Below are 26,033 nucleotides of genomic sequence, written 5' to 3'. Positions count from 1 at the left end.
TCGCATGCTCGGCCGGGACATAGGATGTCCTAGGTGTGCCGAACGGATGGCGAGGCGTCGTGGAGGCATTGACGCCGGGGACGCTCGGCGGCACCTGGGGTACGGTCCTGCTGCCCATCCGGGACGACGAGTCGATCGACTGGACACGCCTTGAGGCGGCGCTGGACGTGCTCGCCACCGTGGAGCTCGACGGCCTGCGCATGCGACAGGACGTAGGATGTCCTTCGCAGACGCCGTCAAGGCACGGAGATGGCGCCCGCCGGGGCTCGCGAGCGCCATCTCGAAGCGGGGTTCTCGTCCCCTTAGCCGACGTGATCGAACGGCAGCCGCAGCCCGAGCCGGCCGCCGATCGGGAGGTTCCACCGTCGGACCAGGTCCAGCTCGGCGTCGGTGAGGGCGCGCCGGTAGACGCGTACCTCGTCCAGCGTTCCGCGGAAGCGGTCCACACCGTCCATCCGCTGTCCGATGTGGATTCCCTCGAGCCCGAACTCCTTGCCGAGCGTCAGCGAACCGGCCGGCGCCGCCGCCGACGAGACCTGCACGCCGTCCACCAGGAGCCGGAGCTCGTCACGTACCCGTTGGAGCGCCACGAAGTGCCACTGCCCGTCGTTGTACGCGCTCGGCGACTGTACGGTCACGTTGAACCGGTCGACGGAGAGGACCGCCCGGATGCGGTTGGCGGCCGGTTCGGCCCGCAGCCACAGCGCCGGCGGGTTGGTGCCCCTGTTCACCCGGTGGAACCAGAGGATCGCGTGCGCGCCGGTCTGCTCCGAATAGCGGATCCAGGAGGTCAGCGTGAAGTCCTTCGCGCCGAGGTCGATGGAGTCGTCGAACGCCACCTCCACCCGGTCGTCCACCCGGTCCAGGGCCAGCCCGTCGCCGAACCGCCCGTCGGCGGTCTGCGCACCACCGCGGACATACGCCTGGTTGCGGTACGGCGACTTGTCCGGCGTCGTCGGGCCGGGCGCCGGGGGACCGGGGATGCCAGGCGGGGTGCCGTTCGGCGTCTCCAGGTAGGCCTCGTTGAACCGTGCGAAGCGGATCTGCTCGTACGGCGTGATGGTGCCGGCCTCGTACATCAGGGCCGCCTCGTCGCCGTCCAGACGCACCATGTCCGAGTACGCCGACGGCCCCCAGTGGAAGACCTTGCCCTCGTCCCAGGTCTCGAAGCGGCGTCCCTCGTCGTAGGACGACCGGATCCCCATCGCTTCCCGGGCGCCCGGGTGCATCGGTGAGGAGAAGAGGATGCGCCCGTCACCGAACCGCAGCAGCGACGCCTGGATGTCAGTCGTGGCCAGCGTCGGCACGGTGCGGAACGGGGCGTCCCACGTCTCGCCGCTGTCGCTGCTGGTCGCGTACGCCCGGCTGCCCTCGTCGGTGCCGCGCTCACGGGCCGAGGCGTAGATCCGCCCGTCGGTCAGCTCGACGACGGTGACCTCCTGGGCGATGACCGCGCCGTCATCGCGGAACGTCTCGGCGCCGATGTTCCATGTCGCCCCGCTGTCGTCGCTGTAGAGCAGGTGTGTGCCGTAGACGTGCTTGCCGACCCGGTCCCAGCTCTCGAAACTCGCCCCGGCGACCAGCCGCCCGGCGTGCGGGCCCCGCTTGAGCTGGATGCCGTGCATCGGGCCGGTGGCATACCAGAAGTTCCACTCCGGACGCTTGCCCTCGGTCATCTCCCTGGCGGCCGACCAGGTCGCCCCGTGGTCGTCACTGAACTGCACCCAGGGGTCGCGGTCACAGCCGTTCGGGCACGGCTCCGGACCGTTGTGGGTGCTCACCAGCACGACCCGCCCGGTGCGCTCGTCGACGATCGGCACCGGGTTGCCGTGGGTCGTGCCGTTGCCCTCCGAGATCACCTGCAGCGGGCCCCAGGTCCGCCCGCCGTCGGCGGAACGGCGCAGCACGAGGTCGATGTCCTCGTCGTCGCCGCAATCCTTCACCCGTCCCTCGGCGAACGCCAGGAGCATGCCGTTCGCGGCCCGCACCACGGCGGGGATCCGGAAGCAGCCGTATCCGAAGTCGCCCTGTTTGTAGAGCACCTGCTCGTCCACGAACGGTGCGGTGTCGGCGGTCGCGCCGGCCTCGAAGGTTTCGGCCGGCGCCGCGGTCGCCGGCGCGCCGAACGCGCTGACGAGTAAGCCGGCAAGCACCACTACGGCGCCCGCCCGGCGGCGCCGGGCGCGGAGCCCGGTACGGCCCTCCGGGGGATGACCATGGGTCATGTCCTCGCCCTTCCTGACAGGAGAAGGTTACGAGGGGACATCCTACGTCCAACGTCGGATGTTAAATAGATGGTGAACGTAGAATGTTGCCCGGCTTGTAACAGCGCGTCCGGTGCCAGAACCGTCTGGGGCGAGGGACGTCGTCCTACAAGGCGTGACGCACCTGCCCCCCGGGCGTCCGTTCGGCGTGGATCAACCGGATGATCGCCTGGCTCATCCGGGCGTAATCGTGGTCGTTGACCAGCTCGCCGCGGAGGCTGAAGTCGTTCATCACCGCGATCCGGTCGGCCAGAGTGACGATCTCCGGCAGGTCCGAGGAGATCAGCAGCAGCGCCAGCCCTGCTCCGGCCAGCTCGGCGATCAGCTCGTGGAACGCCGCCTTGGTGCGTACGTCGATGCCGACCGTCGGCTCGTCCACGATGAGGATCTCGCATTCGGCGGCGAGCCACTTCGCGAGGCTCACCTTCTGCTGGTTGCCACCGGAGAGCTGGCCCGCGAGCTGGGACGGCGACGAGATCCGGATGCCCAGCCGGTCGACGTACCGGGCCACCAGACGACGTTCCGCCCGGTCGGTCACCAGCCCGGCCCTGGCCAGGCGCCGCCACACGGTGACGCCGACGTTGCGGGTGATCGGCTGGTCAAGGAAGAGGCCCTCTTCCTTGCGGTTCTCGGTCACGTAGCCGATGCGGTGGCCGCGGAGCGCCTCGCCGACATCGCGGATGCGCACCGGACGGCCCCGCACCTCCACGGTTCCCGACGTGATCCGGTCGAGCCCGAGCAGCGCCTTGGCCAGTTCGCTGCGGCCGGCTCCGACCAGGCCGTACAGTCCGAGGATCTCTCCCGGGCGCACCGACAGGGAGATGTCGCGGTGGCCCCGCGCGGTGCACACCTTGTCCAGCCGCAGGGCCGGCGGCGTCACCGGGTCGACGTGGCGCTCGGCGAGGCGGACCGAGGAGTACGCCCGCCCGACCATGAGGTCGACGATCTGGTCCTGCGTGTAGCCGGCGAGCGGCTCGGCCTCGGCCACGCTGCGCCCGTCGCGCAGCACGGTGACCGTGTCCGCGACCGCGAACACCTCCTCCAGCTTGTGGCTCACCAGCACGACGGCGTGTCCGCTGTCGCGCAGCTTGCGCACGATCCCGTAGAGCCGGTCGGCCTCGTCCCCGGTGAGCGACGCGGTCGGCTCGTCGAGCAGGAGCACCCTGCTGTCGACGCTCAGCGCCTTGGCGATCTCGACCAGCTGCGCCTGCGCCACGGAAAGCCGGGAGACCGGGGTGCCCGGGTCGAGGTCCAGATCGAGCAGGCCGAGGCAGCGGCCGGCCTCGGCACGCATCCGCGCCCGGTCCACGAGACCGAAGCGCCGCGGCAGGTGGTGGAGCAGGATGTTCTCGGCGATGGAGAACTCGGGGATCAGGTTGCGCTCCTGGTGCACCACGCCGATGCCGGCCCGCTGGGCGTCGAGTGGCCCGTTCAGGTGCAGCTCGGCGTCGCCGAGCGTGACCCGCCCGCCGTCCGGCCTGTGCACCCCGGTGAGGATCTTGATGAGCGTGCTCTTGCCCGCGCCGTTCTCGCCGAGCAGGGCGTGCACGCTGCCCGCGGCGAGCCGCAGGGTGGCCCTGTCCAGCGCGCGGACTCCCGGGAACGTCTTCACCAGGTTCTCGGCGGTGAGCATCATGACGACCCCTTCGACAGCTTCTGGCGTACGGTGCCGAGCAGCACCGCACCGAGGACGACCGCGCCGACGATCAGGTCGATCCAGCGCGGGTTGATGTCGAACTGCGCCTGCATGACGTCCACCAGCCGAACCAGGAGCGCCGCGAGGCAGGTGCCGGCCACGCTGACCACCCCGCCGGCGAGCGCCACCCCGCCGATGATCGGCGCGGCGAAGCTCTGCAGCAGCAGATCGTCGCCGATGCTGGAGTTGACGGAGCCGGAGGCGGCGACCGTGATGACGGCGGCGACGCCGGCGAGCAGGCCGCTGAGCCCGTGCGCGATGACGATCGACCGATCGTTGGAGATGCCGGAAAGCCGCGCGGCGAACGGGCTGCCGCCGGTCGCCAGCAACTGCCGGCCCATGACCGCGCGGCCGAAGAACAGGGCCACCAGGGCGGCCACCACCAGAGCGAGGACGAGGACGACCGGCAGCCCGAGCACCGAGGCGGTGCCGAGGCCGCGCAGCCATGGCGAGTACCCCTGGAAGGTGTCGGGGCCGTTGACCCCGTACCGCAGCCCCTCGATGATCGTCATGGTGGCGAGGGTCACGATGAACCCGTTGATCCGGGTGAACACGACGAGCAGCCCGTTGACCAGGCCGGCGGCGAGACCGACCCCGAGCGCGGCCGGCACGGCCAGCGGGGCGGGCAGACCGCCTTCGAGCATGAGCCACGCCGCGACCATGGCGCACAGGCCCGTGAGCGTGCCGACCGACAGGTTCATCTGGCCGATGGCCAGCACGACCATCTGGGAGAGCCCGATGACGATCGGGACGGCGAGGAAGCGGAAGAACGCGTCCAGCGTGCCGCGCGAGAGCAGGTTGCCGTCCGTGGCGACGGCGAGCGCGACGAAACCGGCGGCCGCGAGCACCGCGAGGGTGAACTCCGGCCGGGCGGTGACGTCCTTGAGCCTCCCGCCGAGTCCGGCGCGGCCGGCCGTCGTGGTGCCGGTGCTCATGCCCGAGCCCTCCTTCGTTCCGCGACGACATGGCGCACCCGATCGAGCGACAGCGCGCCGAGCAGCACCAGGCCGATGTAGAGATTGAGCTGGTCGAGCTGGAACTGCAGCAGGTTCAGGCCCTTGTAGATGACCTGGGTGAGCGTCGCGCCCAGCACCGTGCCGAGCACGCTGACGGCGCCGCCGGCCAGCAGCGTGCCGCCGAGCACCGGGCCGAGGAAGGAAGGCAGCAGGAACGCGTCGCCGATGCGCGCCGAGAACGCGCCGTTGTTCGCGGCGAGCAGGAAGCCGGCCATCCCGGCCAGCAGCCCGCTGAGCGCGTGGGCCTGCACCACCCGGCTCCGGACGGGGATGCCGGACAGCTCGGCCGCCTTCTCGTTGGCGCCGGTCATCAGGATCTCCCGGCCCAGCCTGCTGAAGCGGAACAGCAGTCCCACCGCCAGCACCGCGACGAGGGCGAGTGGCACGACGAGTGGGATGTGCGGGCCGCACAGGTCACCCATGCAGTAGTCGGCGAACGTGTCATTGCGCAGCGCGTCCATGCCGGCGGGCCGGCTGCTGAAGGCGACGCCGTCGGTGAACCTGGTGTAGAGGATGGTGATGAGCCCCACCAGGGCGAAGTCCATCGCCAGCGTGACCACGAACGAGTTGACGCCGGTACGCGAGATGATCAGCCCGGCCAGCGCGCCGAGCGAGGTGCCCACGATCAGCCCGATCACCAGGGCGACGATCAGCGGCACGCCGAGCCGGTCGTGGGCGAGGCCCATGGCGAACGCGCTCATCGCCGCCATCCGGCCGACGGCCATGTTCATGTGCCCCAGCGACAGGACCGCCAACTGGGAGAGGCCGACCACCGCGTACACGCTGATGTCCGACTGCAGCGGCACGAGCGTGAGCGTGGTGTCCATGAACGCCGGCCGCAGCACGGTGAAGATCGCGACCAGGGCGATCAGCAGGATGAGCAGCCCGAGGCGCGGGTTCGCCCAGAGCGGCATCCTCGACGGCCCGCGCGGTCCGGGCGGACCCGCCGCGGGGGTCTCCGGCGGCGTCGCGGTCCGCGTGCTCACGCGACTCTCCGGTCGTCGATCGCGTCGCGGTCCCACTCGATGCCGAGTCCGGGGGAGTCCGGCGCCAGGGCGTGCCCGTCGGCGATCCCGATCTCCTGCCGGGTGATCGCCCTGAGCTGGGGGATGTGCTCCAGGTAGCGGCTGTTCGGGACCGCACAGCAGAGGCTCACGTGCAGCTCCATGAGGAAATGCGGACAAACCGGCACGTTGTACGCCTCGGCCAGGTGCGCGACCTTGAGCCAGGGCGTGATGCCGCCGATGCGTGCCACGTCCACCTGCACGATGCCGACCGCTTGCCGGTGCAGATACTCGCGGAACTGCGCCACGGAGTAGAGCGACTCACCCACCGCGACGGGGATCGAGGCGGCCGCGGCCAGTGCCTGGTGCCCGGCGACGTCATCTCCCGGCAGCGGCTCCTCGAACCAGTAGGGGTCGGACGGTTCGAGGAGCCGGGCCCGCCTGACGGCCTCCGCGGGAGTGAGTGACTGGTTGGCGTCGAGCATCAGGTCGAAGTCGGGCCCGACCGCCGCACGGACGGCGGCCAGCCTTTCCGCGTCCTCGACGGGAGAGCGGCCGATCTTGAGCTTCACGCCGGGCCAGCCCGCGGACTGGCTGGCCTTGGCGCCGGCGATGAGCTCCTCGGTGGTGAGGTGCAGCCAGCCGCCCTCGGTGTCGTACAGCGGGATGCGGTCCTTCGCGCCACCCGCGAGAACCCACAGCGGCTGGCCGGCGTCGCGGCACCGCCAGTCCCACAGGGCCGTGTCGACGGCGGCGAGGGCCAGGGAGGTGATCGCGCCGACCGTGGTCGCCCGGGTCGCGGCGAACAGATCGTGCCACACCGCCTCAACCCGGCGGGCGTCCGCGCCCGTCAGCCTGGGCAACAGGTAGTCGCGCAGCAGGGCGAGCACGGCGGTGCCGCCGGTGCCGATCGTGTACGTGTAACCGGTGCCGGTGCCGCCGTCGTCGGTCCGGATCTCGACGAAGACGGTCTCCTGCTTGATGAACGACTGGACGGCGTCCGTGCGGACGGTCTCGACCGCGAGGTCGACGAGATACGCTTCCGCGTGGATGATCGCGGGCAAAGTGGCTCCTCCTGGGCTCGTGGGACTACTTGCAGGACAAGTACTGGCTGTCGAACGCCTTCTTCAGCTCGTCCGTCTTCGCCTGGCGGTCCGTGTCGTAGGTGTCGATGTCGTCCTTGGTCACGACGAAGGAACCGGAGTCGATGATCACTCCCGGTTGCGCCATCGTGCAGCCGCCCGCGAGCTTCGTCAGCGCGTAAGAGCCGACGGACGCCTGGCCGACCGGGTTCTGCAGCACGGTCGCGGCGACCGAGCCGTCCCTGAGGCCGGCGAGGATGGCCTTGTCGTCGTCGATCGCGACGACCTTGATCGGCAGCTTGGACCGCTCGACGCCCTCCGCGGAGGCCACCGCGGGGTTGTAGGCGGTGTTGACGATGCCCTGGATCTGGTCGCCCTTGGCGGCGAGGAGGTCGGCGACGGCCTTCTGGGCCGTCTGCAGGTCCTTGTCCACGTCGGTCACGGTCTGCAGGAGCTTGACCTTCCCGCCGGTCTCATCGACCGCCTTCTGCACCCCCGCGATGCGGCGCTGGGTGTTGGAATCCACCTTGTTGCCGGTCAGGTGCACGAGGTCGCCCTGACCGCCCATGGCCTCGATCGCGGCCTGCGCCGCCTTGTAGCCGGCCAGCTGCACGTCGGTGGACAGGCAGAAGTCCGCCTTGTCGACCTCGCCGGCCGGGCAGGACGCCAGCGAGGCGACCGGGAAGCCCTGCCGCTTGAGGTCCTCGAAGGTGGCGTTGATGTTCTCCGGGGAGACGCCGAAGACGCCGAAGGCGTTGTAGCCCTGCGCGGCGAGGGACTTCAGCACGTCGTTCTGCTTGGTCTGGTCCCAGTCGGAGGTCTCGTTGAAGGTGACGTCGCCGACGCCGAGATCGCTCTTCGCCTTGGCGGCGGCGTCCTTCCACGGCTGGAAGTAGGGATGTGCCCCGCCGGGGACCAGGGCGATCTTGACCTGGTCGGGCGTCCGGGTGGGCGCGCCGGCCGTCGTCGTGTCGTCGCTCTTCCTCGTGCAACCGGCGGTGGCGGTGACGGCGAGCACGAGGGTGGCAGCCAGCCCGCCGAGCCGGATCAGTGGTCGTTGATTCATGACGGCGCCTCTCAGGATCATAGATCCTATAGGATGTTTCATGGAGGTATAGTTCCTGCTCGTCAGGACGTCAAGACTTGACCTTCCGGTGACACGCCGACTCCGTGGGAGGATTGGGCCCGATGGCATCCACCGAACCGATCCGGCTCAGGCGATCGACGCTCGGCGACGACGTCTACGACGTGCTCAGGGCGCGCATCCTCGAGCACAGCATGCAGCCCGACGACCGCGTCAACATCGACGCGCTGGCCCGCGAGCTCGAGGTGTCCCAGACGCCGATTCGCGAGGCCCTGGCTCGCCTGGAGTCCGACGGGCTGGTCCGCAAGCGCCCCCTCGTGGGCTACACGGTCACCCCGCTGCTCACCCGTGCCGAGTTCAACCACCTGTTCGAGATGCGGCTGCTGCTGGAGTGCGCCACCGCGCGATGGGCCGCCGAGCGGGCCACCTCAGCGCAACGCGAGTCGATCATCGCGGAGGCCGCCACATCGATCGCGCAGGAGCCGGACGACCGTGGAGGCTGGCGCTGGCACGCGGCCTTCACCACCCACGACGCCCGCTTCCACGACCTCATCGCCGAGGCGTCGGGCAACCCCCTGCTCCGCGACGGCCTCGAGCGCCTGCATGTCCACCTTCACCTGCACCGGAGATACTTCCCCTACGCCCACGCCGGCACGACGATCGAGGAGCACCAACGCGTCGCCGCGGCCATCGGGGCCGGGGACCCGGACGCGGCCGAGGCGGCGATGCGAGGGCACCTGAGCGCGGCGCGTGAGCGACAACTGACGGCATTCGACTGACACCCGCCCGCCGACCGGCCCTGCCTACCCCACCCGCCTGGGCGCTCGGCACCATCCCCGGGCGACGACGGATCGGTGCCGGGCGGCGGCGGGCCCGGCCGTGGTCTCCTCCGAGTCCGGTCGTCGATGTAGCCGGGGCCGACTTCACGGCGGCGACCTTGGCGGGCCGCTCGGATGCCGGCGCGTCTGCTGTCAGAGGTCGTTGCCGGCGTAGGACAGGTTGAAGCTCTTGTTGACCAGGGGAAAGTCGGGGACGATCGCGCTGTTGAGCGCTACCGGAAGAGCGGGCCAGTTGAAGAAGGACGGGTCGACGATCTTCACGCGGGTGAGAGTCCCGTCGGAGGCGAGTTCGATGCGGTGGGCGATCGTGCCGCGCCAGCCCTCGACGAGTCCCACGCCCGAGGAAGATCCCTCGGCCGGAGGTGAGTCCGCCGGCGCCGTGGGGTCGTCGACCAGATGAGTGATCAGGGCGATGGAGGTGGCGATCTCCTCGGCCCGGATCTGGAAGCGGGCCAGCACGTCCCCGCTGGTGCGGCGGGCAGGAACGAAGTCGCCGAGGTCGGTGAAGGGGTGGTCGCGGCGGGCGTCGAGGTCCAGGCCGCTGGCGCGGGCCACATAGCCGAGCGTGCCCAGGTCTCGGGCGGCGGCGGCGGACAGGACGGCGGTGCCGGTGAAACGGTCGGCGACCACGCTGTGGCCAAGGGCGAGCTCGGCGAGTTCGGCCACGTCGGTGCCGATGGCGTGCAGCTGATCGGGGTCGGGGAGGGCCTGCAGGTGGGCGTCGCCGAGGCGGATGCCGCCGCGCAGCAGCCGGTGTCCGGTGACCTCGGCGTTGATCCGCAGGAGTTGTTCGCGGATGCGTGCGGTGTGCGCGTGCAGGATGGGGAAGGCCACGTCGTTGCAGAGTGCGCCCAGGTCGGTGACGTGGTTGTAGAGGCGTTCCAGCTCCAGCAGCATGGCCCGCTCCCGCTGCGCCCGCGCGCTGACCGGGGCCTGGGTGGCCTCTTCCACGGCCAGGCAGTAGGCGAGCGCGTGGCCGACGGAGGTGTCGCCGCTGACGCGCTCGGCCAGCTCCAGCCCGTCGGCGGGGTGGCGGCCCTCGAAGAGCTTCTCGATGCCCTTGTGCACGAACCAGAGCCGTGCCTTGAGCTTGATGATGGTCTCGCCGACCACGGAGAAGCGGAAATGCCCCGGTTCGATGAGGCCGGCGTGGACGGGGCCGACGGGGATCTCGTAGACGCCCTGGCCCTCGACGGTGACGAACGGGTAAGGCCCTTCGGGGTCGCCGAACGACGGCGGCGGCCCGGCATCGGCGCGCATGGGGTACCAGCCGCGCGGCCAGTGGTGGTGGCGCACCAGCCGCCGGGGGAGTGGGTGGTCGAGGGGGGTGATGCCGTACAGGTCGCGGATCTCCCGCTCGAACCGGCCTGCGGGGAAGGACAGGTGGGCCAGGCTGGGCACGGCCGGCTGCTCGGAGGGGAGGCGGAGCCGCAGCTCGGTACGGCGATCCGGGCGGCCGGCGACGAACAGGTACGCCAGGGCGAATCCGCCGGCCTCCTGGCGTGCGGAGACCAGCGCCAGCCGGTGGCCGTCGGCCAGCAGCCGGGCGGCTTGTCCGGGCAGTTCGGCGGGGCTGATGACGGCGATGGCGCGCGTGCTCATGGCGTTGCTCCGGCGATGGTGGCGGCGGCCTGCAGCAAGGAGCGCAGCGGCCCAAGAGTGATGCCCAGGACGGCGCAGGCGGCCAGGCCCGCGACCAGCGGGGCGGCCACGGTGGCCGGTAGCGCGATGGCGTCGCCCGGCCCGCCGCCCAGGAGCATGCGGCGGCTGTGGCGGCCGATGGCGGCGACGATGATGAGCATCAGCACCAGGGCCGCCGCGACCGCCCAGCCCAGCCCGGCGGCGAAGCCCGCCCGCGCGATGCCCAGCTCGCTGGCGAACAGGCTGAACGGCGGGAGGCCGAGCAGGGCCAGCAGCCCCAGCGCGAACGCCCCGGCCAGCAGCGGCGCTCTGGCCATGAGGCCGCTTGCCGCGTGGATGCGGCTGCTGCCGAGCGCCTGGTGCAGCTGTCCTGCGGACAGGAACAGCACCGACTTGCCGAGCCCGTGGCCGAGGATGTGCAGCAGGACGGCGACCAGGGCGAGGGTGTTGCCGATCGCCGCGCCGAGGGCGAGCAGCCCCATGTGCTCGATGCTGGAGTAGGCCAGCAGCCGCTTGTAGTCGCGCTGGCCGAGCAGCAGCAGCGCGGCCACGGCCAGAGAGGCCAGCGCCACGATGACGAGCAGCGTGCGCATGAACCCGGCGCTGAGGGTCACATCGGCGATGACCTTGACGCGCAGGATGGCGTAGAACGCCACCGACAGCAGCACCCCTGACATCAGCGCCGACACCGGAGCCGGGGCCTGGCTGTGCGCGTCGGGCAACCAGGCGTGCATCGGTGCCAGCCCGGCCTTGGTGCCGAACCCGAGCACGAGCAGCATGACCGCGATGCGCATCACGCCGGGGTCGAGCCGGTTCGCGTGCTCGGCCAGCGCCGCCCAGTCCAGGGAGGCCACGCCGGCGTGGGTGCCGGCGTAGTGGACCATGACGATGCCCAGCAGCGCGAGCGCGATGCCGACCGAGCAGATGACCACGTACTTCCACGCGGCCTCCGTGGCCTGGCGGGTGCGCCGGTGCCCGACCAGGAAGGCGGTCAGGATGGTGGTCGCCTCGATGGCCACCCACAGCAGGCCCAGGCTGGAGGCCAGGACGGCCAGCGCCATCGCGGCGATGAACGACTGGGTCAGCACCCCGTAGCGGCGCATCGCGCGCGGGCCGGTGTGCCCGGCGGCGAGCTCGGCCGCCAGGTAGGCGGGGCTGGCGGCCATCGCCAGCAGCGCCACCGCGCCGATCACGATCAGCATGAAGGCGCTCAGTGCGTCGCAGTGCAGCAGCCCCGCGAGCGCTTCCCGCCGGTCCGCCGCGGCCAGCGCGATGGCGCAGGCCAGCAGGCCGGCCGCGGACAGCGTGCCCAACCAGGCGGTGACGCGGTTCCAGCCGAGCACGGCGTAGACGCACGCGGCCGCCGCGGGCACCGCGACCGGAGCGATCACCAGCAAGCCGTCCATCAGTCGTGCAACTCCCGCAGCTCGTCCAGATCAGTGCCGCCGAAGGCGGCCCGCATCCGGGTGGTCAGCACCTGCAGCACCAGCACGGCCAGCAGGACATCCAGGGAGATCCCCAGCTCGACGACGAGCGGGACGCCGCTGGTGGTCAGGAACGCGGTGGCGGTGATGGCGTTGTCCATCAGCAGGAAGCCCACCAGCTGTGACAGCGCCCGCCGCCGGGTCACCAGGACGAAGAACCCGATCAACAGCACGGTCAGCGCGATCGGCACCGCCTGCGTGGCCGGGGTGGGCGACAGCCGTACCAGGGGCTGGGAGATCGCGTAGGCGAGCATCGCCAGCACCGCCGCCACCAGCAGTGAGGTCGCCACGTTGACCAGCGGCTGTGTCTCGCGGCCCTCGCCGCTCGCCACCAGCGCGCGGCGCATCAGGTACGGCAGCAGCGCGGCGCGCAACGCGCCCACCCCGAGACCGATCAGGATCAGTTCGAGGTCTGCCTGCCGGACGCCGAGGACGACGATCAGCGCGGTCAGCGCCACGCCTTGCAGGGCGAACAGCCACACGATCGCCGACAACTCGCGCCGCCACAGCACCAGCACCCCTGTGAGCAGGAACGCCCCGCAGGCCAGGTCCAGCAGCTGGACGTACATCGCATCAGTCATGTTCACGTCCACGTTCAGGCCAGGAAGAAGGAAGCGGCCACGGCCAGCAGCGCCAACAGGAACGAACCGGCCAGCAGCTCGGGAACGCGGAACAGCCGGAGCTTGGCCATGAACACCTCACCAACCGCGAGCAGCACCCCCAGCAGCCCCACCTTCAGGACGAGCGCGATCATCGACAGCAGCAGCGCGAGCACTCCCGCGTCCGCGACCGCGATCCCCAGGGGGAAGAACAGGCTGGCCAGCAGGCCCAGCAGCACCGACAGCCGCATCGCCGACGCCCACTCGATCAGCGCCAGGTCCGGGCCTGCGTACTCCAGCACCATCGCCTCGTGGATCATCGTCAGCTCCAGATGCGTGGAGGGATTGTCCACCGGGATCCGGCCGGTCTCGGCGATCGTGACGATCGCCAGGGCGACCGCGGCGAGCACGCTCACCGGGGAGATCACCGACAACGGATCCTCCACCGCCGCCGTCACGATCGCTCCCAGGCTGGTCGAGCCGACTCTGATCGACAGCGCGAAGATCGACACCAGGATCGTCGGCTCCACCAGCGCCAGCACGGTCATCTCCCGGCTGGCGCCCATCCCGCCGAACGCCGTCCCGGTGTCCAGCGCGCCCAGCGCCAGCGCCACCGACCCCAGTGCCAGCAGCGCGGTCACCGCGAACAGGTCGGCCACCCCGTCCAGCGGCGAGGCCGTGGTCACCAGCGGCACCACCGCGGCCACGACCAGCGCGGTGCCGGCCAGCAGCAGCGGCGCGGCGCGGAACACCCAGCCGGTGCCGCGCGGAGTGATCGGCTCTTTGCGCATCAGCTTGCGCAAGTCCCGCCACGGCTGCAGGATCCCGGCCCCTGCGCGTCCCTCCAGCCGGGCGCGGACCTGCCGCATCACCCCCACCAGCAGCGGCGAGCCGACTCCGACGACGATCACCTGGAGCACCGCTCCGATCACGCCCGTCACCACAGCACCACCAAAACGATCATCGCCGCGGTCAGCGCCCAGAACCCGTAGCCGAGATAGCGGTGCACGCTGCCGGTGGCCAGGGCGCGGGCGGCGCGCCCGACGGCCGGCACGGCGGCGATCAGCGGATCATAGAGCCGGTGCTCGATCCGATCCGGCACCCGCGCCTGGAAGCGCACGCGCTCCACCAAGTAGGCCGACTCCTTCACCGGAGTGACGTCCACATCGCTTTCGGGCGCCAGCACGTCGTCGAAGACCCGCTGCAACGGCTCGGCGAACGACGTCGCGGTGTACTCCATGCGCGCCGACATCGGTCCCGCGCCGCAATCCCAGAGCCGGGCGGCCCGCCGTGCCCGCCGCGCCGCCACCGCACGTACCAAGCCCAGCACACCCATGACGGCCGCCAGCAGGGCGACGGCGATCAGCAGCGGCGAGATCACCCCGGCGACCCCCGTCAGCCGCAGAGTCAGCTCCCCGCTCACCACGTCCGCTGCCGGGAACACCACGGCCACAGCCCGGCCGAGCGCGGGCACGGCCAGCGTGGGGGCCAGCGCCAAAGCCGCACAGCCCGCCACCGCGAGCGCCATCCCGCCCAGCATCGACGGCGGGCTCTCACTGGCCCGCTCGGCCTCGGCGCTGCGCGGCCGGGCCAGGAACCCCACGCCGAACGCCTTGACGAAGGTGGCCACCGCCAGCCCCGCCGACAACGCGATCACCCCCACGGCCAGCGGCATCGTCACCGCACCCGCCACCCCGGACCCAGGCAGTGCGTGGATCAGACTCTGCAGCAGCAGCCACTCGCTGACGAAGGCGTTACCGGGCGGCAGCGCCGAGGCGCACAACGCGCCGACCGCGAACACGACGGTCGTGTACGGCAGCCGCGTGCGCAGCCCGCCCAGCGCGTCCAGATCGCGGGTGCCCGTCGCGTGCAGCACCGAGCCCGCCGACAAGAACAACACCGTCTTGAACGCGGCGTGGTTGACCACGTGCAGCAGCGCCGCGGCCAGCGCCAACGCCGCCAGCGCCGGCAGCCTGGACGCCGCGAAGAAGCCCGCCGCGCCCACACCGACCAGCACCAGCCCCAGGTTCTCCGTCGTGGAGTAACCCAGCAGCCGCTTCAGATCCGAGGCCACCACCGCTTGCAAGATTCCGAACAGGGCCGACGCCGCGCCCAGTCCCAGCACCAGCAGCCACCACCAGACGGGACCGCCGTGCAGCAGGTCCAGCCCGACCCGGATCACGCCGTAAGCGCCCATGTTCACCATCGCCGCGCTCATCAGCGCCGACACGTGACTCGGCGCCTCCGGATGCGCCCGTGGCAGCCACACGTGCAGCGGCACGATGCCCGCCTTCGAGGCGAACCCGGCGAACACCGCCAGGAACACCACGGTCTTGGCGGTCGGCGACAGCGCGGCGGCGCGCAACTGCTCGAAGCTCTCCCCGCCGGCCCCGGCGGCGAACGCGACCAGCCCGGCCAGGATCGTCACCAGGCCGAGATGCGTCATGACCCCGTACCACAGCCCGGCCCGGCCCACCGCGGCCCGCCGCCGGTGCTCGGCCAGGACCAGCAGCAGCGACGACACCGCCATCAGCTCCCAGGCCAGCAGGAACGTGCTCACACTGGCCGCCGCGGGCACCGCCAGCATGGCCGCCACGAACAGCGGCAGCACGGACTGGAAGACGCGCCCGTCCAGGCCGTGGGAGCAGTAGCCGATCCCGTAGATCGCCGCGCACACCGCCACCACCCCGGTGACCGCGATGAACACCCCGCTCAGGGGATCGATCGCCAGCCGTATCCCGGCCAGCGGCAGCAGCTCCGGCAGCCAGGCCGACCAGCTCTGACCGGCCCCGGCACCCACCACGGCCACCACACCCGCCGCCGCTCCCAGCCCGCCCCCGCCTGCCGTGCACCAGCCCGCCAGACGCAGTCGCACCCGTGGCGGAGCCAGCAAGGCGGCCACAGCGGCGACCGCGCAGCCGGACAGCGCCACCACATACAGCGTGCCGACCAGGTTCATCGGCCGGTCAGCCCCCGCAACGCCGCCACGATCACCTCAGGCTCCGGCGGGCACCCCGGCACCTCCACGTCCACCGGCACCACGTCGCTCACCGCACCGGCCACCCCATAGGCTCCGGCGAACACGCCGCAGTTACGCGCGCAGTCACCCAGCGCGATCACCAGCCGCGGTTCGGGGACCGCGTCATGGGTGCGGCGCAGCGCCACCTCCATATTGCGGGTCACCGGCCCGGTCACCAGCAGGGCGTCCGCATGCCGCGGCGAGGCCACCAGCCGCGCACCGTACCGCTCGGCGTCGTACACCGGCCCGAACGCCGAGGCGATCTCCACCTCGCACCCGTTGCACGACCCCGCGTCCACATGCCTGATCTGCACCGATCCGGCAAGCTCCGCCGCCCCCACCGGCGGCTCACCCGGTGCGCGCTCCGGCGCGGGCTCGGCCACCCGGCCCGTCTTCACGATCTTCCGCCACAACCCCATCGTTGCCCCTCCACCGCTCACCAGCCAGGACCCCAGACGATCAGCAGAAGATCACCCGGGTCGAGGCCGACGCGGTGGCTGCCGCGACGCGGCCGGCAGCCCGCTCCGATCGGCGGACGCCGAGGCCAACCGGCTCACGAGGCGCCGCTTTCGGCTTTGTCCTCCAGCAGCTCGCTGAGCAGTTCGTGCTGCCCGGACAGTTTCTCGGCGAGCAGCTCGCGGGCTGCGCGCAGCAGCCCGGCCACCCGGCCACCGGCCAGCGCGTAGACCACGGTGGCCCCGTCGCGCTGCGCGGTCACCATGCCCGAGCGGCGCAGCACCGCCAGATGCTGCGACAGCCCGGTCGGCTCCACCTCGATCTCGTCCAGCAGCTCCCGCACCGGCATGGGCCCGTCCTGCAGCAGCTCCAGCACCCGGATCCGCACCGGATGGCCCAGCAGTCGAAACAGCTCGGCCTTGGCCTCATAAAGCGGTACCGACATCACGCCCCCGCCTCCCCTTGCGAGCCGGGACGACCCTGCTCGACGGCGATCCCGTGCGCCTGGGCCAGCCGGCAAGCGTCCTCCCACTCGTCCTCGGCCACCAGCAGCGCGTGCGCGTCATCAGCGTCGCGGGCGGCCTGCAACGCCTGCCAGGCCAGGCCGACCCGTTCCCGCACCGCAGCAGCAAACACCGTGCTCACCAGCACCTCTCATCCGCCCGCGCGACCCAGCCCGCGAACACCACACTCACAGCAATTACGCATCTTCGCAATTACGATAGCGTGCGGCGGAGGTGGCCGGTGACCCGCATCGCGTCCTGACCGCACTGTCAGCGCGGCCACGTCCGCGGTGAGACCCCGCCATGTCCGAGACTCAGAGGTGTCGAGGCCGCGGTCCAGCGCGAGCTGGACCGCGGCCTCGACTCGATCTACAAATTATTGCTGATCACGCAAGTTTTCGCACTCCGCAAGAATCATCGTCCACGAGGCGGCGGGCAACCGCGCCGTCAGCCGGTCACCGTCAGCCTGTACGGTCAGCGGCTGCGGAAGGGCCTCCACCCGGTGCGGGTCGTCCCCGGCGGCGATCACCGAGGCCGACACCGGCCTGACCGCCGCCGGGAGCCGGGCGGTGAGGTCGAGGTCCTGGTCGGGCGACCGGTTGACGGCGAACAGCGCCACCCGGGACCCATCGACGGTGGCCACCGCCGACAACGCGGGCGCCTCGCCGTACCGTTCGGTCTCCAGGAGCGGCCCGAACGGCTCCACCCGCAGCACGGTGCCGCGCGCGTGCCGGGCCGTCAGCGCGAACGGGTGGAAGATCGTCTGACGCCAGGCCGGGCCGCCGGGCTCGGTCCTGATCGGCGCGATGATGTTGGCGAGCTGCGCCTGGCAGGCGATGCTCACCCGGTCGGCGTGCCGCAGCAGCGTGATCAGGAAGTCCCCCACCACCACGGCGTCGGCGGCGGTGAAGGTGTCCTCGATCAGCTCCGGCGCCTCCTGGAACGGCGAGCGCTCGCGCCCGGTGAACCGGCTTTGGTACCAGACGTTCCACTCGTCGAAGGACAGGTTGATCTTCTTCTTGCGCCGGAGCTTCGCCCCGATGTGGTCGGCCGTGGCCACGATGGCCGAGATGTAGCGGTCCATGTCCACGGCGCTGCAGAGGAAGCCGGGCAGGTCGCCATTCTCCTCGTAGTAGTTGTGCAGCGACAGGTAGTCGACCGCGTCGTAGGCGTGTTCGAGCACGGTGGCCTCCCACGCGCCGAACGTCGGCATCCCGCTGTTGGAGCTGCCGCACAGCACCAGCTCGATGTCGGGGTCGACGAGCCGCATGGCCTTGGCGGTCTCGTTCGCGAGGCGTCCGTACTCGTGCGCGGTCTTGTGGCCGATCTGCCAGGGTCCGTCCATCTCGTTGCCGAGACACCAGAGCTTGATCCCGTACGGGTCGGTCACTCCGTGTTTGACCCGCAGGTCCGACCACTGCGTACCCGAGGGGTGGTTGGCGTATTCGAGCAGGTCACAGGCCTCCTGGAGGCCCCGGGTGCCGAGGTTGACGGCCATCATCGGCTCCACCCCGGCGGCCCGGGTCCAGGTCATGAACTCGTTGAGCCCGAACGCGTTCGTCTCGATCTGCCGCCAGGCCAGGTCCAGCCGGGAGGGCCGGTCGGGGCCGACGCCGTCCTCCCAGCGGTAGCCGGAGACGAAGTTGCCTCCCGGGTAGCGGACCACGCTCACGCCCATCTCGCGGGTCAGCTCCAGCACGTCGGTGCGGAAGCCGTTGTCGTCCGCCGCAGGGTGGCCCGGTTCGTAGATGCCGGTGTAGACACACCGGCCCATGTGCTCGACGAACGAGCCGAACAGGCGCCGGTTGACGGGGGCGATGCGGAAAGAGGGGTCAAGGGTCAGGTGTGCTTGCGGCACAGGTCAGGCTCCTCGGTAGACGCGTACATAGTCGAAGTCGGCGTTGACGGCCGGCTGGGCCCCTCCGTGGGCGACCAGGCCGATGCGCACGGCCGTGTCCTTGGGGAAGGTCCACACGCCGCCCCAGGTCCAGGTCTTGCCGTCGCGGCTGGATCCGGCGCGGAACTCGTGCTCCCCGTTGGCCGGGTCCACGTGGTGCGCCAGCCGCAGCCAGGTGGTCCTGGCGGGCGGGCCGACGATGTTGCCGCCGTAGGACAGGCGGTCGGCGAAGGCCAGCTCGCGGCCGTACTCGACCTGGCGGGTGTTCCAGATGGCGACCTGGGACAGGCGGGCGAAGTCGTCGTCGGAGGCGTAGGCGACCAGCCCGGCCTGCTGGTAGTTGCGTACGGCGTCCTCGCCCAGGTCGAGCGTGACCTTGGTCTCCACGACGTAGTCGCCCTTGGGGGCCTCGCGCAGCAGCACCGACGCCTTGTTGCCGGCCCCGACCAGGTCGGCGCCCTGGACGGGCCAGCGCAGCACGCCCTCCTCGGTCTTGGCCGCGGCGTCCTGCCGCACCCAGGTCCAGCGGGAGTCGAGCGGCCCGTCGAACTCGTCGGCGGCCAGCAGCCTGCCCGTACGCGGCGTCGGCGCCGCCTTGGTGACGGCCTTGAACAGCGGGGCGGCGGAGACGTTGTCGAAGTCGGCGCCCCCGTCGGAGATCAGCCCGATCGGGCCGTTCGCGCTGCCCGTGACGGTGACGCTCGCCTGTGGGTCACGGAGCCGGGCCTCGGTCACCTCGGCGGTGATCGTCCGTCCCTTGACGGTGACGGCCAGGTTGTGCCAGGTCGCGGCCCCTCCGGGCAGCGCCACCGTACGGGACGCGCCGCCCGAGGTGAGCGTCAACCCGTCGCGCGAAACGACCGCGGTCGTGCCGCCGATGCGAATCCCGGCGGACTTGTCCGTCTTGAGGTCGGTCTCGACGCGGACGTCCCCGCCGAGCGACTTGCGGCTGATGAGCGTGCCCTGGCCACGGACATATCCATCCTGTACGGTCCAGCCGGCCGTGTTCCGCCAGCCCGACAGATCGCCCGCGAACCGGTCGTCCACGACCCCGCGGGTCACCGGCGTCTCCCGCGACTGCTCGGAAGGCCCGGCCCCCGCACGCACGGTCGGCCAGCCGTCGATCCAGTCCAGCCGGTCCAGCAGCATGGGCCGCTCGTTGATCCCGTACGGCTCGTCCAGGAACGGGTCGCTTCGATCGATGGCGTGGTAGAGCATCCAGTCCTGACCGGAAAGGTCGGTGAGCTGGGCGTGGTGGCCGGTGCCGATGAAGCGGTTGCCGTTCTGGTCCAGGACAGGGGTGCCACCGGCGCGTGAGGCCAGCAGCGGCACGCCCTCGCGGTCGACGAACGGCCCGCGCGGGCTGGTCGAGCGCCCGGCCAGCACCGAGTAGCCGGTGGTCGGCCCGGCGCAGCAGTTCGCCGAGGAGCCGAGCAGGTAGTAGTAGCCGTCGTGGCGCACCACGTACGCGCCCTCGAACTTGTTGTCGATCGCGACCTGCTGCGGCTGCCCGGTGGCGTGCAGCCCGTCGGCGGACAGCTCGGTCACCCACAGGCCGCCGAAGAACCCGCCGAAGTACAGGTACTTGCGCCCGTCCACGTCGGTGAACTGCGAGGGGTCGATCGTGTTCCAGTAGGAGTTGCCCGAGGGGCGCGGGGCGACGACCGGGGCGTCGATGTGCGTCCACGGCCCGGTCGGCGTGGGCGCAGTGGCGGCGCCGATCGAGTAGTCCCAGTTGGCGGGGGTGGTGGCGGTGTCGGTGACGGTGAAGTACATGACGTACCGGCCGTCGAGGTAACGGATGTCCGGTGCCCAGAACAGACTGCCCGGCGCCGCGTACGACGGCAGGTTGTCCGGCCCGAACGCGTCGCCCACGTAGGTCCAGTTGACCAGGTCGCCGGAGCGGGCGATCGGCAGCCTGTGCAGGACCTTCTCGCCCTCGCGCAGCGGGTCCGACGTGCCGTAGGAGTACCAGTAGCCGTCCTGCCCGCGGATCACCGAGGGGTCGGCGAACGTGTCGGAGAAGGAACTGGACACCGGATTGGTGAAGAGGGAGAGGATCAGCGTGGCGATGACAGCCAAGTGCATAGGTCAGCCTTTCAGGCCGCTACGAGAGATGCCTTCGATGACGTACCGCTGGGTCAGACTGAAGAGGATCAGGACGGGTATGCCGGCCAGCACCGCGCCCGCCATGATCACCGGATAGTGGATCGTGTACGCGCCCTGCAGGATCGACAGGCCCGGCGGCAGCGTGAAGTACTCGGGACTGAAGATCACGTAGATCGGCCAGATGAAGTCGTTCCAGTTGGACAGGAAGCTCAGCACGGCCAGCGTGGCCAGCGCGGGCCGCGACAGCGGCAGCGTGATCCGCCAGAAGATGTGCCAGTGGTTGGCGCCCTCCATCAGCGCGGCCTCGTCCAGCTCACGCGGCAGCCCGAGGAAGAACTGCCGCAGGAAGAACACCCCGAACGCGCCCGCCGCCCCCGGCACGATGAGCGCCGTCAGGCTGTCCAGCCAGCCGAGCCGGTCGACGATCAGGAACTGCGGGATGAGGAAGACGAACCCCGGCACCAGCAGCGTGCCGACGATCACCCCGAACATCAGCTTCTTGCCGCGGAACTCCAGCCTGGCCAGCGCGTACGCGGCCAGCGACGACACCGCGAGCACCAGCAGCATGTGCCCTGTGGCGGCGATGAGACTGTTGGCGAACCAGCGCAGCACCGGCGTGTCCGTGGTGCCCTGGAAGACCGTCCCGTACGCGGAGGTCGTCGGCTCGGCGGGCAGCAGCGTGGGCGGCACCCGGGTGGCCTCGGTCTGCGTCTTGAACGACACGCCCAAGGCCCACACCAGCGGCCCCACGAACAGCACGGCGAGGGCCAGCAGGCCCGTGTAGCGCTTCATGGCCGGGTCCTGAACAGCCGGAAGTTGGCCACGCTGACCAGGATCAGCAGCAGCGTGAGCAGGTAGCTCATGGCCGAGGCGCTGCCCATCTTGTACTCCCTGAGCCCCTGCTGGAGCATGTACATGATCGCGGTCCGCGTGCCCCCGCCCGGCGCCCCCTGGGTCAGCAGGTACGACTGCCCGAACATGTTCGCCGAGGCCAGGATCGTCGTCGTCACCACGAACAGCGCGACGGGCCGCAGCCCCGGCAGCGTGACGTGGACGAACTCGCCCCACCGCCCCGCGCCGTCCACCTTCGCCGCGTCGTACAGCTCGCGCGGGATGTCCTGCATCCCGGCCAGGTAGATCACCGCGTTGAACCCGAGCGTCCACCAGACCGTCACCCCGACCAGCGCGATCCAGGCCCACGGCGTCGCGGTGGTCCAGGGGATCGGCGTGCCGAGTATCCAGTCGACCAGGCCGAGGTTCGGGTCGAGCAGCAGCCGCCACATCAGGCACACCACCGCCACGCCCAGCACGAACGGCGCGAAGAACAGCCCCCGGAACAGCGTCCTGCCCCGGAAGGGCCGGTTGAGCAGCAACGCCACCCCGAGCGGCAGCACGACCAGGAACGGCACGCTGAACACGGTGAAGATCCCCGTCGCCCGCATCGACATCCAGAAGTCGCCGTAGACGGGCGACTGGTCGTCGAACAGCGCCGTGTAGTTGTCCAGGCCGACGAACGGCTTGCCCTCGAGCAGGTAGTCCCAGTCGTGCAGGCTCACCCAGATCCCGAACAGGGCCGGGGCCAGCACGAACACGGAGAACAGGATCAGGTACGGCGCCAGGAACAGGTACGGCGTCGCCTTGCCCGCTCGGGGAACGGGCACGTCCCGCCCCGGCGTCTCTTCCGCCGCCCTCTTCGCCGAGATCGCGACCATCAGGCGCCGTACTTCTTCCGGTTGGCCTCAAGGATCTTGTCGGCCTTGGCGGCGGCCTCCGTGAGCGCGTCCTTGGGGCTCTTCTTGAGCAGGATCGCCGCGTTGATCGCCTGGTCGACGACCGCGGAGGCGTCCCCGATGCCCGCCACCGACGGCAGGAAGTACAGGTAGTCGATCTGGGTGCCGATCGTGGCCTGCTCCTTCAGCGCCGCGAACTCCGCGCCGTCGCGGATCGACTTGCGCGCCGGCACCTGGCCGCCCTTGGCCCACTCCAGCGAGTGGCCGCTGATCCAGTTGATGAACACCTTGGCCGCGGTCAGCTTGTTCTGGTCGGGCGTACGCTGCTTGAACACCACGAACTGGTGCGAGCCCGCCCACGCCGCCGGCTTCGACCCGATCTGCGGGAGCGGCGCGACACCCCACTCCAGGTTCTTGATCTCCTTGAGCGTGTTGATGGACCAGATGCCGTTCCAGTTGAACGCGGCCTTGCCGTTCTGCAGGGCGATGAAGTCGGCGTCCTGGCCGACGTTCTTGGGGCTGTAGCCCTTGTTGATGAGGTCGACGAGCCAGGTCAGGGCCTGCACGCCGGGGTCCTCGGCGAAGCGCGAGACGCCGGCGTCGTCGGCGAAGAGCCGGCCGCCGTTCTGGTAGAGCAGCGTCCCGAACTGCATGCTTCCGGTGAACGGGAACGGCGTGGCCCAGTGCCCCTGGATGCCCGCCTTCTTCAGCGCCTCCAGCGCCGCCAGGTACTCCTCGCCGGTCTTGGGCGGCTGCTCCGGGTCGAGCCCGGCTTTCTTCATGACCGTCTTGTTGTAGAACATGCCGAGCGGGTGCACGTCGAGCGGGATCGAGTAGCGCGCGCCCTTGTAGACGCCGGCCTTCCAGACCGGCGGGGAGAAGTCCGCCTCGGTGAGGCCGAGCGCGTTGGCCACGTCGTCGAGGGGCAGGACCACCTGCCGTGCCGCGTTGGTGGCGACGCTGTCAACGTGCATGATGCCGAGGTCAGGGCCTTGACCTGCGGAGACGGCCGCGGGGACCTTCGCGTAATAGTCTTCCCACTTGTAGACGTTCATCGACACCTTGATGTTCGGGTGCTCGGTGTTGAACTGGTCCACCAGCTTCTTCATGACCGGGCCGTCGCCGCCGGTGAAGCCGTTCCAGAACTTCAGCGAGACCGAGGGACCGGTGTATTCGGTGGGCGCCGACGTGGTGGCCGGCGCCTGCGCCTGCTTGGGGCCGCCGCCTCCGCCGCAGCCCGCGGCGCCGATGACCAGCGCGCCGAGGCCCAGGCCCAGTGCGTGCCGCCTGGAGAGATTGTCGAGGGACATGCCAGATCACTCCTGCCCGTGAGGTTACGGACGTTCTACATCGTTGGTTCCAACGTTGTAAATTGCCTGGCGCCAGTTCGTTACATCGTTGTAAACCAGGTAGGGTTCCGATGGCGAAGGGGGCATGGTGCGGCCGAGGCTGAAGGACGTCGCCGAGCTGGCCGGGGTGTCGATCAAGACCGTGTCCAACGTGGTCAACGACTATCCCCATGTCAGTGACGAGACACGCGCCCGGGTGGAGGCGGCGATAGCCGAGCTCTCCTACCGGCCGAACCTGTCGGCGCGCAGCCTGCGCGCGGGCCGCTCCGGCGTGGTCGCGCTGGCGGTGCCCGACCTCGACAACCCCTACTTCGCCGAACTGGCCACCAACGTCATCGAGGCGGCCGACCGGCGAGGCTGGACCGTGCTCATCGACCAGACCCAGGGCGACCGGGCCAAGGAACGCGTGGTGATCTCCGGGATCCGCGACCACCTCATCGACGGGCTGCTGTTCAGCCCGCTCGCGCTCACCGGCAAGGACCTGGCCGGGCGCGACGAGCGTACGCCGATGGTGCTGCTCGGGGAGCGCATCGGGACGGGCCGCTCGCCGTACGATCACGTCGGCATCGACAACGTGGCCGCCGCGCGGGCGGCCACCCTGCACCTGGCCGAGCGCGGCAGACGCAGGATCGCCGCCATCGGCGTGCAGCGCACGGCCGCCGCCGCGACGGGCCGCCTGCGGCTGAAGGGCTACCAGCAGGCGCTCGCCGAGGCCGGCATCCCCGCCGACCCGTCACTGGTCGCGCCGGTCGCACGCTGGGGGCGCGCCGACGGCGCCGAGGCCATGAGCCGCCTGCTCGACTCCGGCGCGCCGGACGCGGTCTTCTGCTTCAACGACACGCTCGCGCTGGGCGCCCTGCGGACGCTGCTCAAGCGGGGGTACGAGGTGCCGGGCGACGTGATGGTGATGGGGTTCGACGACATCCAGGACGGCCGGTTCGCCACGCCCACACTGTCGACCGTGGCGCCCGACAAGGCGCTGATCGCGCAGTCGGCGGTGGACCTGCTGGCCGACCGGCTGAGCGGCGGGACAGACAAGGCACACGAGGTGTGCGTGCCGCATCGACTGGCATTTCGGGAAAGTACGGCTTTCAGCTGAGCTGGGTGTATGCGGTAGCGAGGCGGGCGCGGTGGCGGGGCTTGGGTGTCGGTGCGACGCCGGGTCGCGCAGATGGCCAGGCCTCTGGGTGCCCGAAACCCGGCTGTTGGGGCTGACCTGCGGTTCTGCGCGTAGAGCGTTTCGGGGAGTGCTCATTCCAACGGCTGTTCCAGCAGGCGCTGGGCCAGGCGTCGGACGGCGGTGCGCAGTTCCTGCGGCGACGAGATCGTGAAGGGGAAGCCGAGCCCGGCGAGCATGGCGGCCATGCCGTCCAGGGACTCGGCTCGCGTCCGCAGGAGGACTCCGTCCGGTGTTTCGGTGAGTGTGGCCACCGACGGCGGGATGCGGCGGGCGGCCTCGGCGAGGGGAACGTGCAGGATGACCTCGACAATGTGCGCATACGGCACCTGGGCCAGCGACGCGGTGACCTGCCGCACCGGGTCGGACTCCTCGGGGATCTCGTAGGAGGCCGTCCCTGGGACGATGGAGGAGATCCGGTCGATGCGGAAGGTGCGGATCTCGCCGGACCGGTGGTCGTGGCCGGTCACGTACCAGCGGCCGGAGTGGAAGACCAGGCCGTGGCCGTCCAGTTCGCGTTCGGTCTGGGCGCCTTTCCAGGAGCGATAGCGGAGTGTGACCCGGCGGCGGTCGCGGATCGCGGCGGCCAGGGTCAGCACGGCGCGGCTCGCGGGCGTTGGCGCCGCACGTTCGGCGAGAGTGAAGTCCAAGGTCTCTTCCAGCGCGCCGACCTGTTCTCGCAGTGCGGCCGGCAGGACCCGCCGGATCTTGGCCAGGGCGGCTTCGGTGGCCTCGGCGGCAAGGCCGAGGCGGCGTCCGGCGAGCAGGCCGAGAACCACGGCGGTGGCCTCGTCGTCGGTGAGCATCAGCGGTGGCAGCTTGTAGCCGGGCATCAACTGGTAGCCGCCATAGCGGCCGCGCTCGGCGGCGACCGGGATGCCCAGTTCGGCGAGTCGGGCGGCGTAGCGCCGGACGGTCCGCTCGTCCACGCCGAGCCGCTGCGCCAGGTCGCGGCCGCCCAGCCCGTGGTGTGCTTGGAGCAGTTCGAGCATCGCCAGCATCCGGGTCGCCGGATATGACACAGGTCACCCACTTAATCCGGGCGGATTCTGTCCGCTATCGGCTTTAGCGTAGCGACATCGGC

General features: G+C 70.7%; 22 protein-coding genes. 2 read left to right on the top strand and 20 right to left on the bottom strand.

What is annotated here, in order from left to right:
- Nucleotides 1–302: 302 nt before the first annotated feature.
- The 6 genes from ACIBI9_RS20750 to ACIBI9_RS20725 form a co-directional block, all read right to left on the bottom strand.
- Nucleotides 303–2,225 carry an exo-alpha-sialidase gene (locus ACIBI9_RS20750; RefSeq protein ID WP_397223767.1) on the bottom strand — a complete coding sequence of 641 codons (1,923 nt, stop codon included), beginning with the start codon at nt 2,223–2,225 and terminating at the stop codon, nt 303–305.
- 145 nt (nt 2,226–2,370) lie between these two features.
- Nucleotides 2,371–3,900: a sugar ABC transporter ATP-binding protein gene (locus ACIBI9_RS20745; RefSeq protein ID WP_397223766.1), complete on the bottom strand. Its 1,530-nt coding sequence runs from the start codon at nt 3,898–3,900 to the stop codon at nt 2,371–2,373.
- Complete coding sequence (locus ACIBI9_RS20740) at nt 3,897–4,895, bottom strand: ABC transporter permease (protein ID WP_397223765.1); 999 nt, start codon at nt 4,893–4,895, stop codon at nt 3,897–3,899. Before ACIBI9_RS20740 ends, ACIBI9_RS20745 begins: the two co-directional genes overlap by 4 nt.
- Entirely contained in the window at nt 4,892–5,962 is a 1,071-nt protein-coding gene (locus ACIBI9_RS20735; protein WP_397223764.1) for an ABC transporter permease, read from the bottom strand. Before ACIBI9_RS20735 ends, ACIBI9_RS20740 begins: the two co-directional genes overlap by 4 nt.
- Nucleotides 5,959–7,044 carry a mandelate racemase/muconate lactonizing enzyme family protein gene (locus tag ACIBI9_RS20730; RefSeq protein WP_397223763.1) on the bottom strand — a complete coding sequence of 362 codons (1,086 nt, stop codon included), beginning with the start codon at nt 7,042–7,044 and terminating at the stop codon, nt 5,959–5,961. The genes ACIBI9_RS20735 and ACIBI9_RS20730 overlap by 4 nt, the downstream gene beginning before the upstream one ends.
- Nucleotides 7,045–7,069: 25 nt before the next feature.
- A complete protein-coding gene (locus ACIBI9_RS20725; protein ID WP_397223762.1) occupies nt 7,070–8,128 on the bottom strand; it encodes a sugar ABC transporter substrate-binding protein in 1,059 nt (352 codons plus the stop codon).
- A gap of 122 nt (nt 8,129–8,250) precedes the next feature.
- Here ACIBI9_RS20725 and ACIBI9_RS20720 point away from each other — a divergent pair, with 122 nt between their 5' ends.
- The gene (locus tag ACIBI9_RS20720; protein WP_397223761.1) at nt 8,251–8,925 is read left to right on the top strand and encodes a GntR family transcriptional regulator; all 675 of its coding nucleotides are present in this window, start codon (nt 8,251–8,253) and stop codon (nt 8,923–8,925) included.
- A gap of 192 nt (nt 8,926–9,117) precedes the next feature.
- Here the strand turns inward: ACIBI9_RS20720 and ACIBI9_RS20715 are convergent, their stop codons facing one another.
- The 13 genes from ACIBI9_RS20715 to ACIBI9_RS20655 all read right to left on the bottom strand — a co-directional run bounded on the left by ACIBI9_RS20715 (nt 9,118) and on the right by ACIBI9_RS20655 (nt 23,733).
- The gene (locus ACIBI9_RS20715; RefSeq protein ID WP_397223760.1) at nt 9,118–10,587 is read right to left on the bottom strand and encodes an NADH-quinone oxidoreductase subunit C; all 1,470 of its coding nucleotides are present in this window, start codon (nt 10,585–10,587) and stop codon (nt 9,118–9,120) included.
- The gene (locus ACIBI9_RS20710) at nt 10,584–12,032 is read right to left on the bottom strand and encodes a proton-conducting transporter membrane subunit (protein ID WP_397223759.1); all 1,449 of its coding nucleotides are present in this window, start codon (nt 12,030–12,032) and stop codon (nt 10,584–10,586) included. Before ACIBI9_RS20710 ends, ACIBI9_RS20715 begins: the two co-directional genes overlap by 4 nt.
- Complete coding sequence (locus ACIBI9_RS20705; protein WP_397223758.1) at nt 12,032–12,691, bottom strand: hypothetical protein; 660 nt, start codon at nt 12,689–12,691, stop codon at nt 12,032–12,034. Before ACIBI9_RS20705 ends, ACIBI9_RS20710 begins: the two co-directional genes overlap by 1 nt.
- Nucleotides 12,692–12,705: 14 nt before the next feature.
- A complete protein-coding gene (locus ACIBI9_RS20700) occupies nt 12,706–13,650 on the bottom strand; it encodes a respiratory chain complex I subunit 1 family protein (RefSeq protein WP_397223757.1) in 945 nt (314 codons plus the stop codon).
- Nucleotides 13,647–15,668, bottom strand: coding sequence for a proton-conducting transporter membrane subunit (locus ACIBI9_RS20695; protein WP_397223756.1), 2,022 nt, complete (start codon nt 15,666–15,668; stop codon nt 13,647–13,649). The genes ACIBI9_RS20700 and ACIBI9_RS20695 overlap by 4 nt, the downstream gene beginning before the upstream one ends.
- Nucleotides 15,665–16,147 (bottom strand): NADH-quinone oxidoreductase subunit B family protein, encoded by a 483-nt coding sequence (locus tag ACIBI9_RS20690; RefSeq protein WP_397223755.1) that lies wholly within the window; start codon nt 16,145–16,147, stop codon nt 15,665–15,667. The genes ACIBI9_RS20695 and ACIBI9_RS20690 overlap by 4 nt, the downstream gene beginning before the upstream one ends.
- 134 nt (nt 16,148–16,281) lie before the next feature.
- Nucleotides 16,282–16,629 carry an ArsR/SmtB family transcription factor gene (locus ACIBI9_RS20685; RefSeq protein WP_397223754.1) on the bottom strand — a complete coding sequence of 116 codons (348 nt, stop codon included), beginning with the start codon at nt 16,627–16,629 and terminating at the stop codon, nt 16,282–16,284.
- Complete coding sequence (locus ACIBI9_RS20680) at nt 16,629–16,829, bottom strand: hypothetical protein (protein ID WP_397223753.1); 201 nt, start codon at nt 16,827–16,829, stop codon at nt 16,629–16,631. Before ACIBI9_RS20680 ends, ACIBI9_RS20685 begins: the two co-directional genes overlap by 1 nt.
- A 234-nt stretch (nt 16,830–17,063) precedes the next feature.
- On the bottom strand, nt 17,064–18,545 hold the full coding sequence (locus tag ACIBI9_RS20675) for an alpha-N-arabinofuranosidase (RefSeq protein ID WP_397223752.1): 1,482 nt from the start codon (nt 18,543–18,545) through the stop codon (nt 17,064–17,066).
- Nucleotides 18,546–18,548: 3 nt separating this feature from the next.
- Nucleotides 18,549–20,672 carry a family 43 glycosylhydrolase gene (locus ACIBI9_RS20670; RefSeq protein WP_397223751.1) on the bottom strand — a complete coding sequence of 708 codons (2,124 nt, stop codon included), beginning with the start codon at nt 20,670–20,672 and terminating at the stop codon, nt 18,549–18,551.
- A gap of 3 nt (nt 20,673–20,675) precedes the next feature.
- On the bottom strand, nt 20,676–21,485 hold the full coding sequence (locus tag ACIBI9_RS20665; protein WP_397223750.1) for a carbohydrate ABC transporter permease: 810 nt from the start codon (nt 21,483–21,485) through the stop codon (nt 20,676–20,678).
- Nucleotides 21,482–22,405: a carbohydrate ABC transporter permease gene (locus ACIBI9_RS20660; RefSeq protein ID WP_397223749.1), complete on the bottom strand. Its 924-nt coding sequence runs from the start codon at nt 22,403–22,405 to the stop codon at nt 21,482–21,484. The genes ACIBI9_RS20665 and ACIBI9_RS20660 overlap by 4 nt, the downstream gene beginning before the upstream one ends.
- Nucleotides 22,405–23,733: an ABC transporter substrate-binding protein gene (locus tag ACIBI9_RS20655; RefSeq protein WP_397223748.1), complete on the bottom strand. Its 1,329-nt coding sequence runs from the start codon at nt 23,731–23,733 to the stop codon at nt 22,405–22,407. The genes ACIBI9_RS20660 and ACIBI9_RS20655 overlap by 1 nt, the downstream gene beginning before the upstream one ends.
- A gap of 124 nt (nt 23,734–23,857) precedes the next feature.
- Here ACIBI9_RS20655 and ACIBI9_RS20650 point away from each other — a divergent pair, with 124 nt between their 5' ends.
- Nucleotides 23,858–24,871: a LacI family DNA-binding transcriptional regulator gene (locus ACIBI9_RS20650; RefSeq protein WP_397223747.1), complete on the top strand. Its 1,014-nt coding sequence runs from the start codon at nt 23,858–23,860 to the stop codon at nt 24,869–24,871.
- A 152-nt stretch (nt 24,872–25,023) separates the two neighbouring features.
- Here the strand turns inward: ACIBI9_RS20650 and ACIBI9_RS20645 are convergent, their stop codons facing one another.
- Nucleotides 25,024–25,971, bottom strand: a complete 948-nt coding sequence (locus ACIBI9_RS20645; RefSeq protein WP_397223746.1) for a helix-turn-helix transcriptional regulator — start codon at nt 25,969–25,971, stop codon at nt 25,024–25,026.
- Nucleotides 25,972–26,033: the final 62 nt, after the last annotated feature.

It is taken from the genome of Nonomuraea sp. NPDC050451 (genome assembly GCF_044458585.1).
Note: the sequence above shows the minus strand (reverse complement) of the source record. Positions and strands in the feature narration are given on the sequence as shown.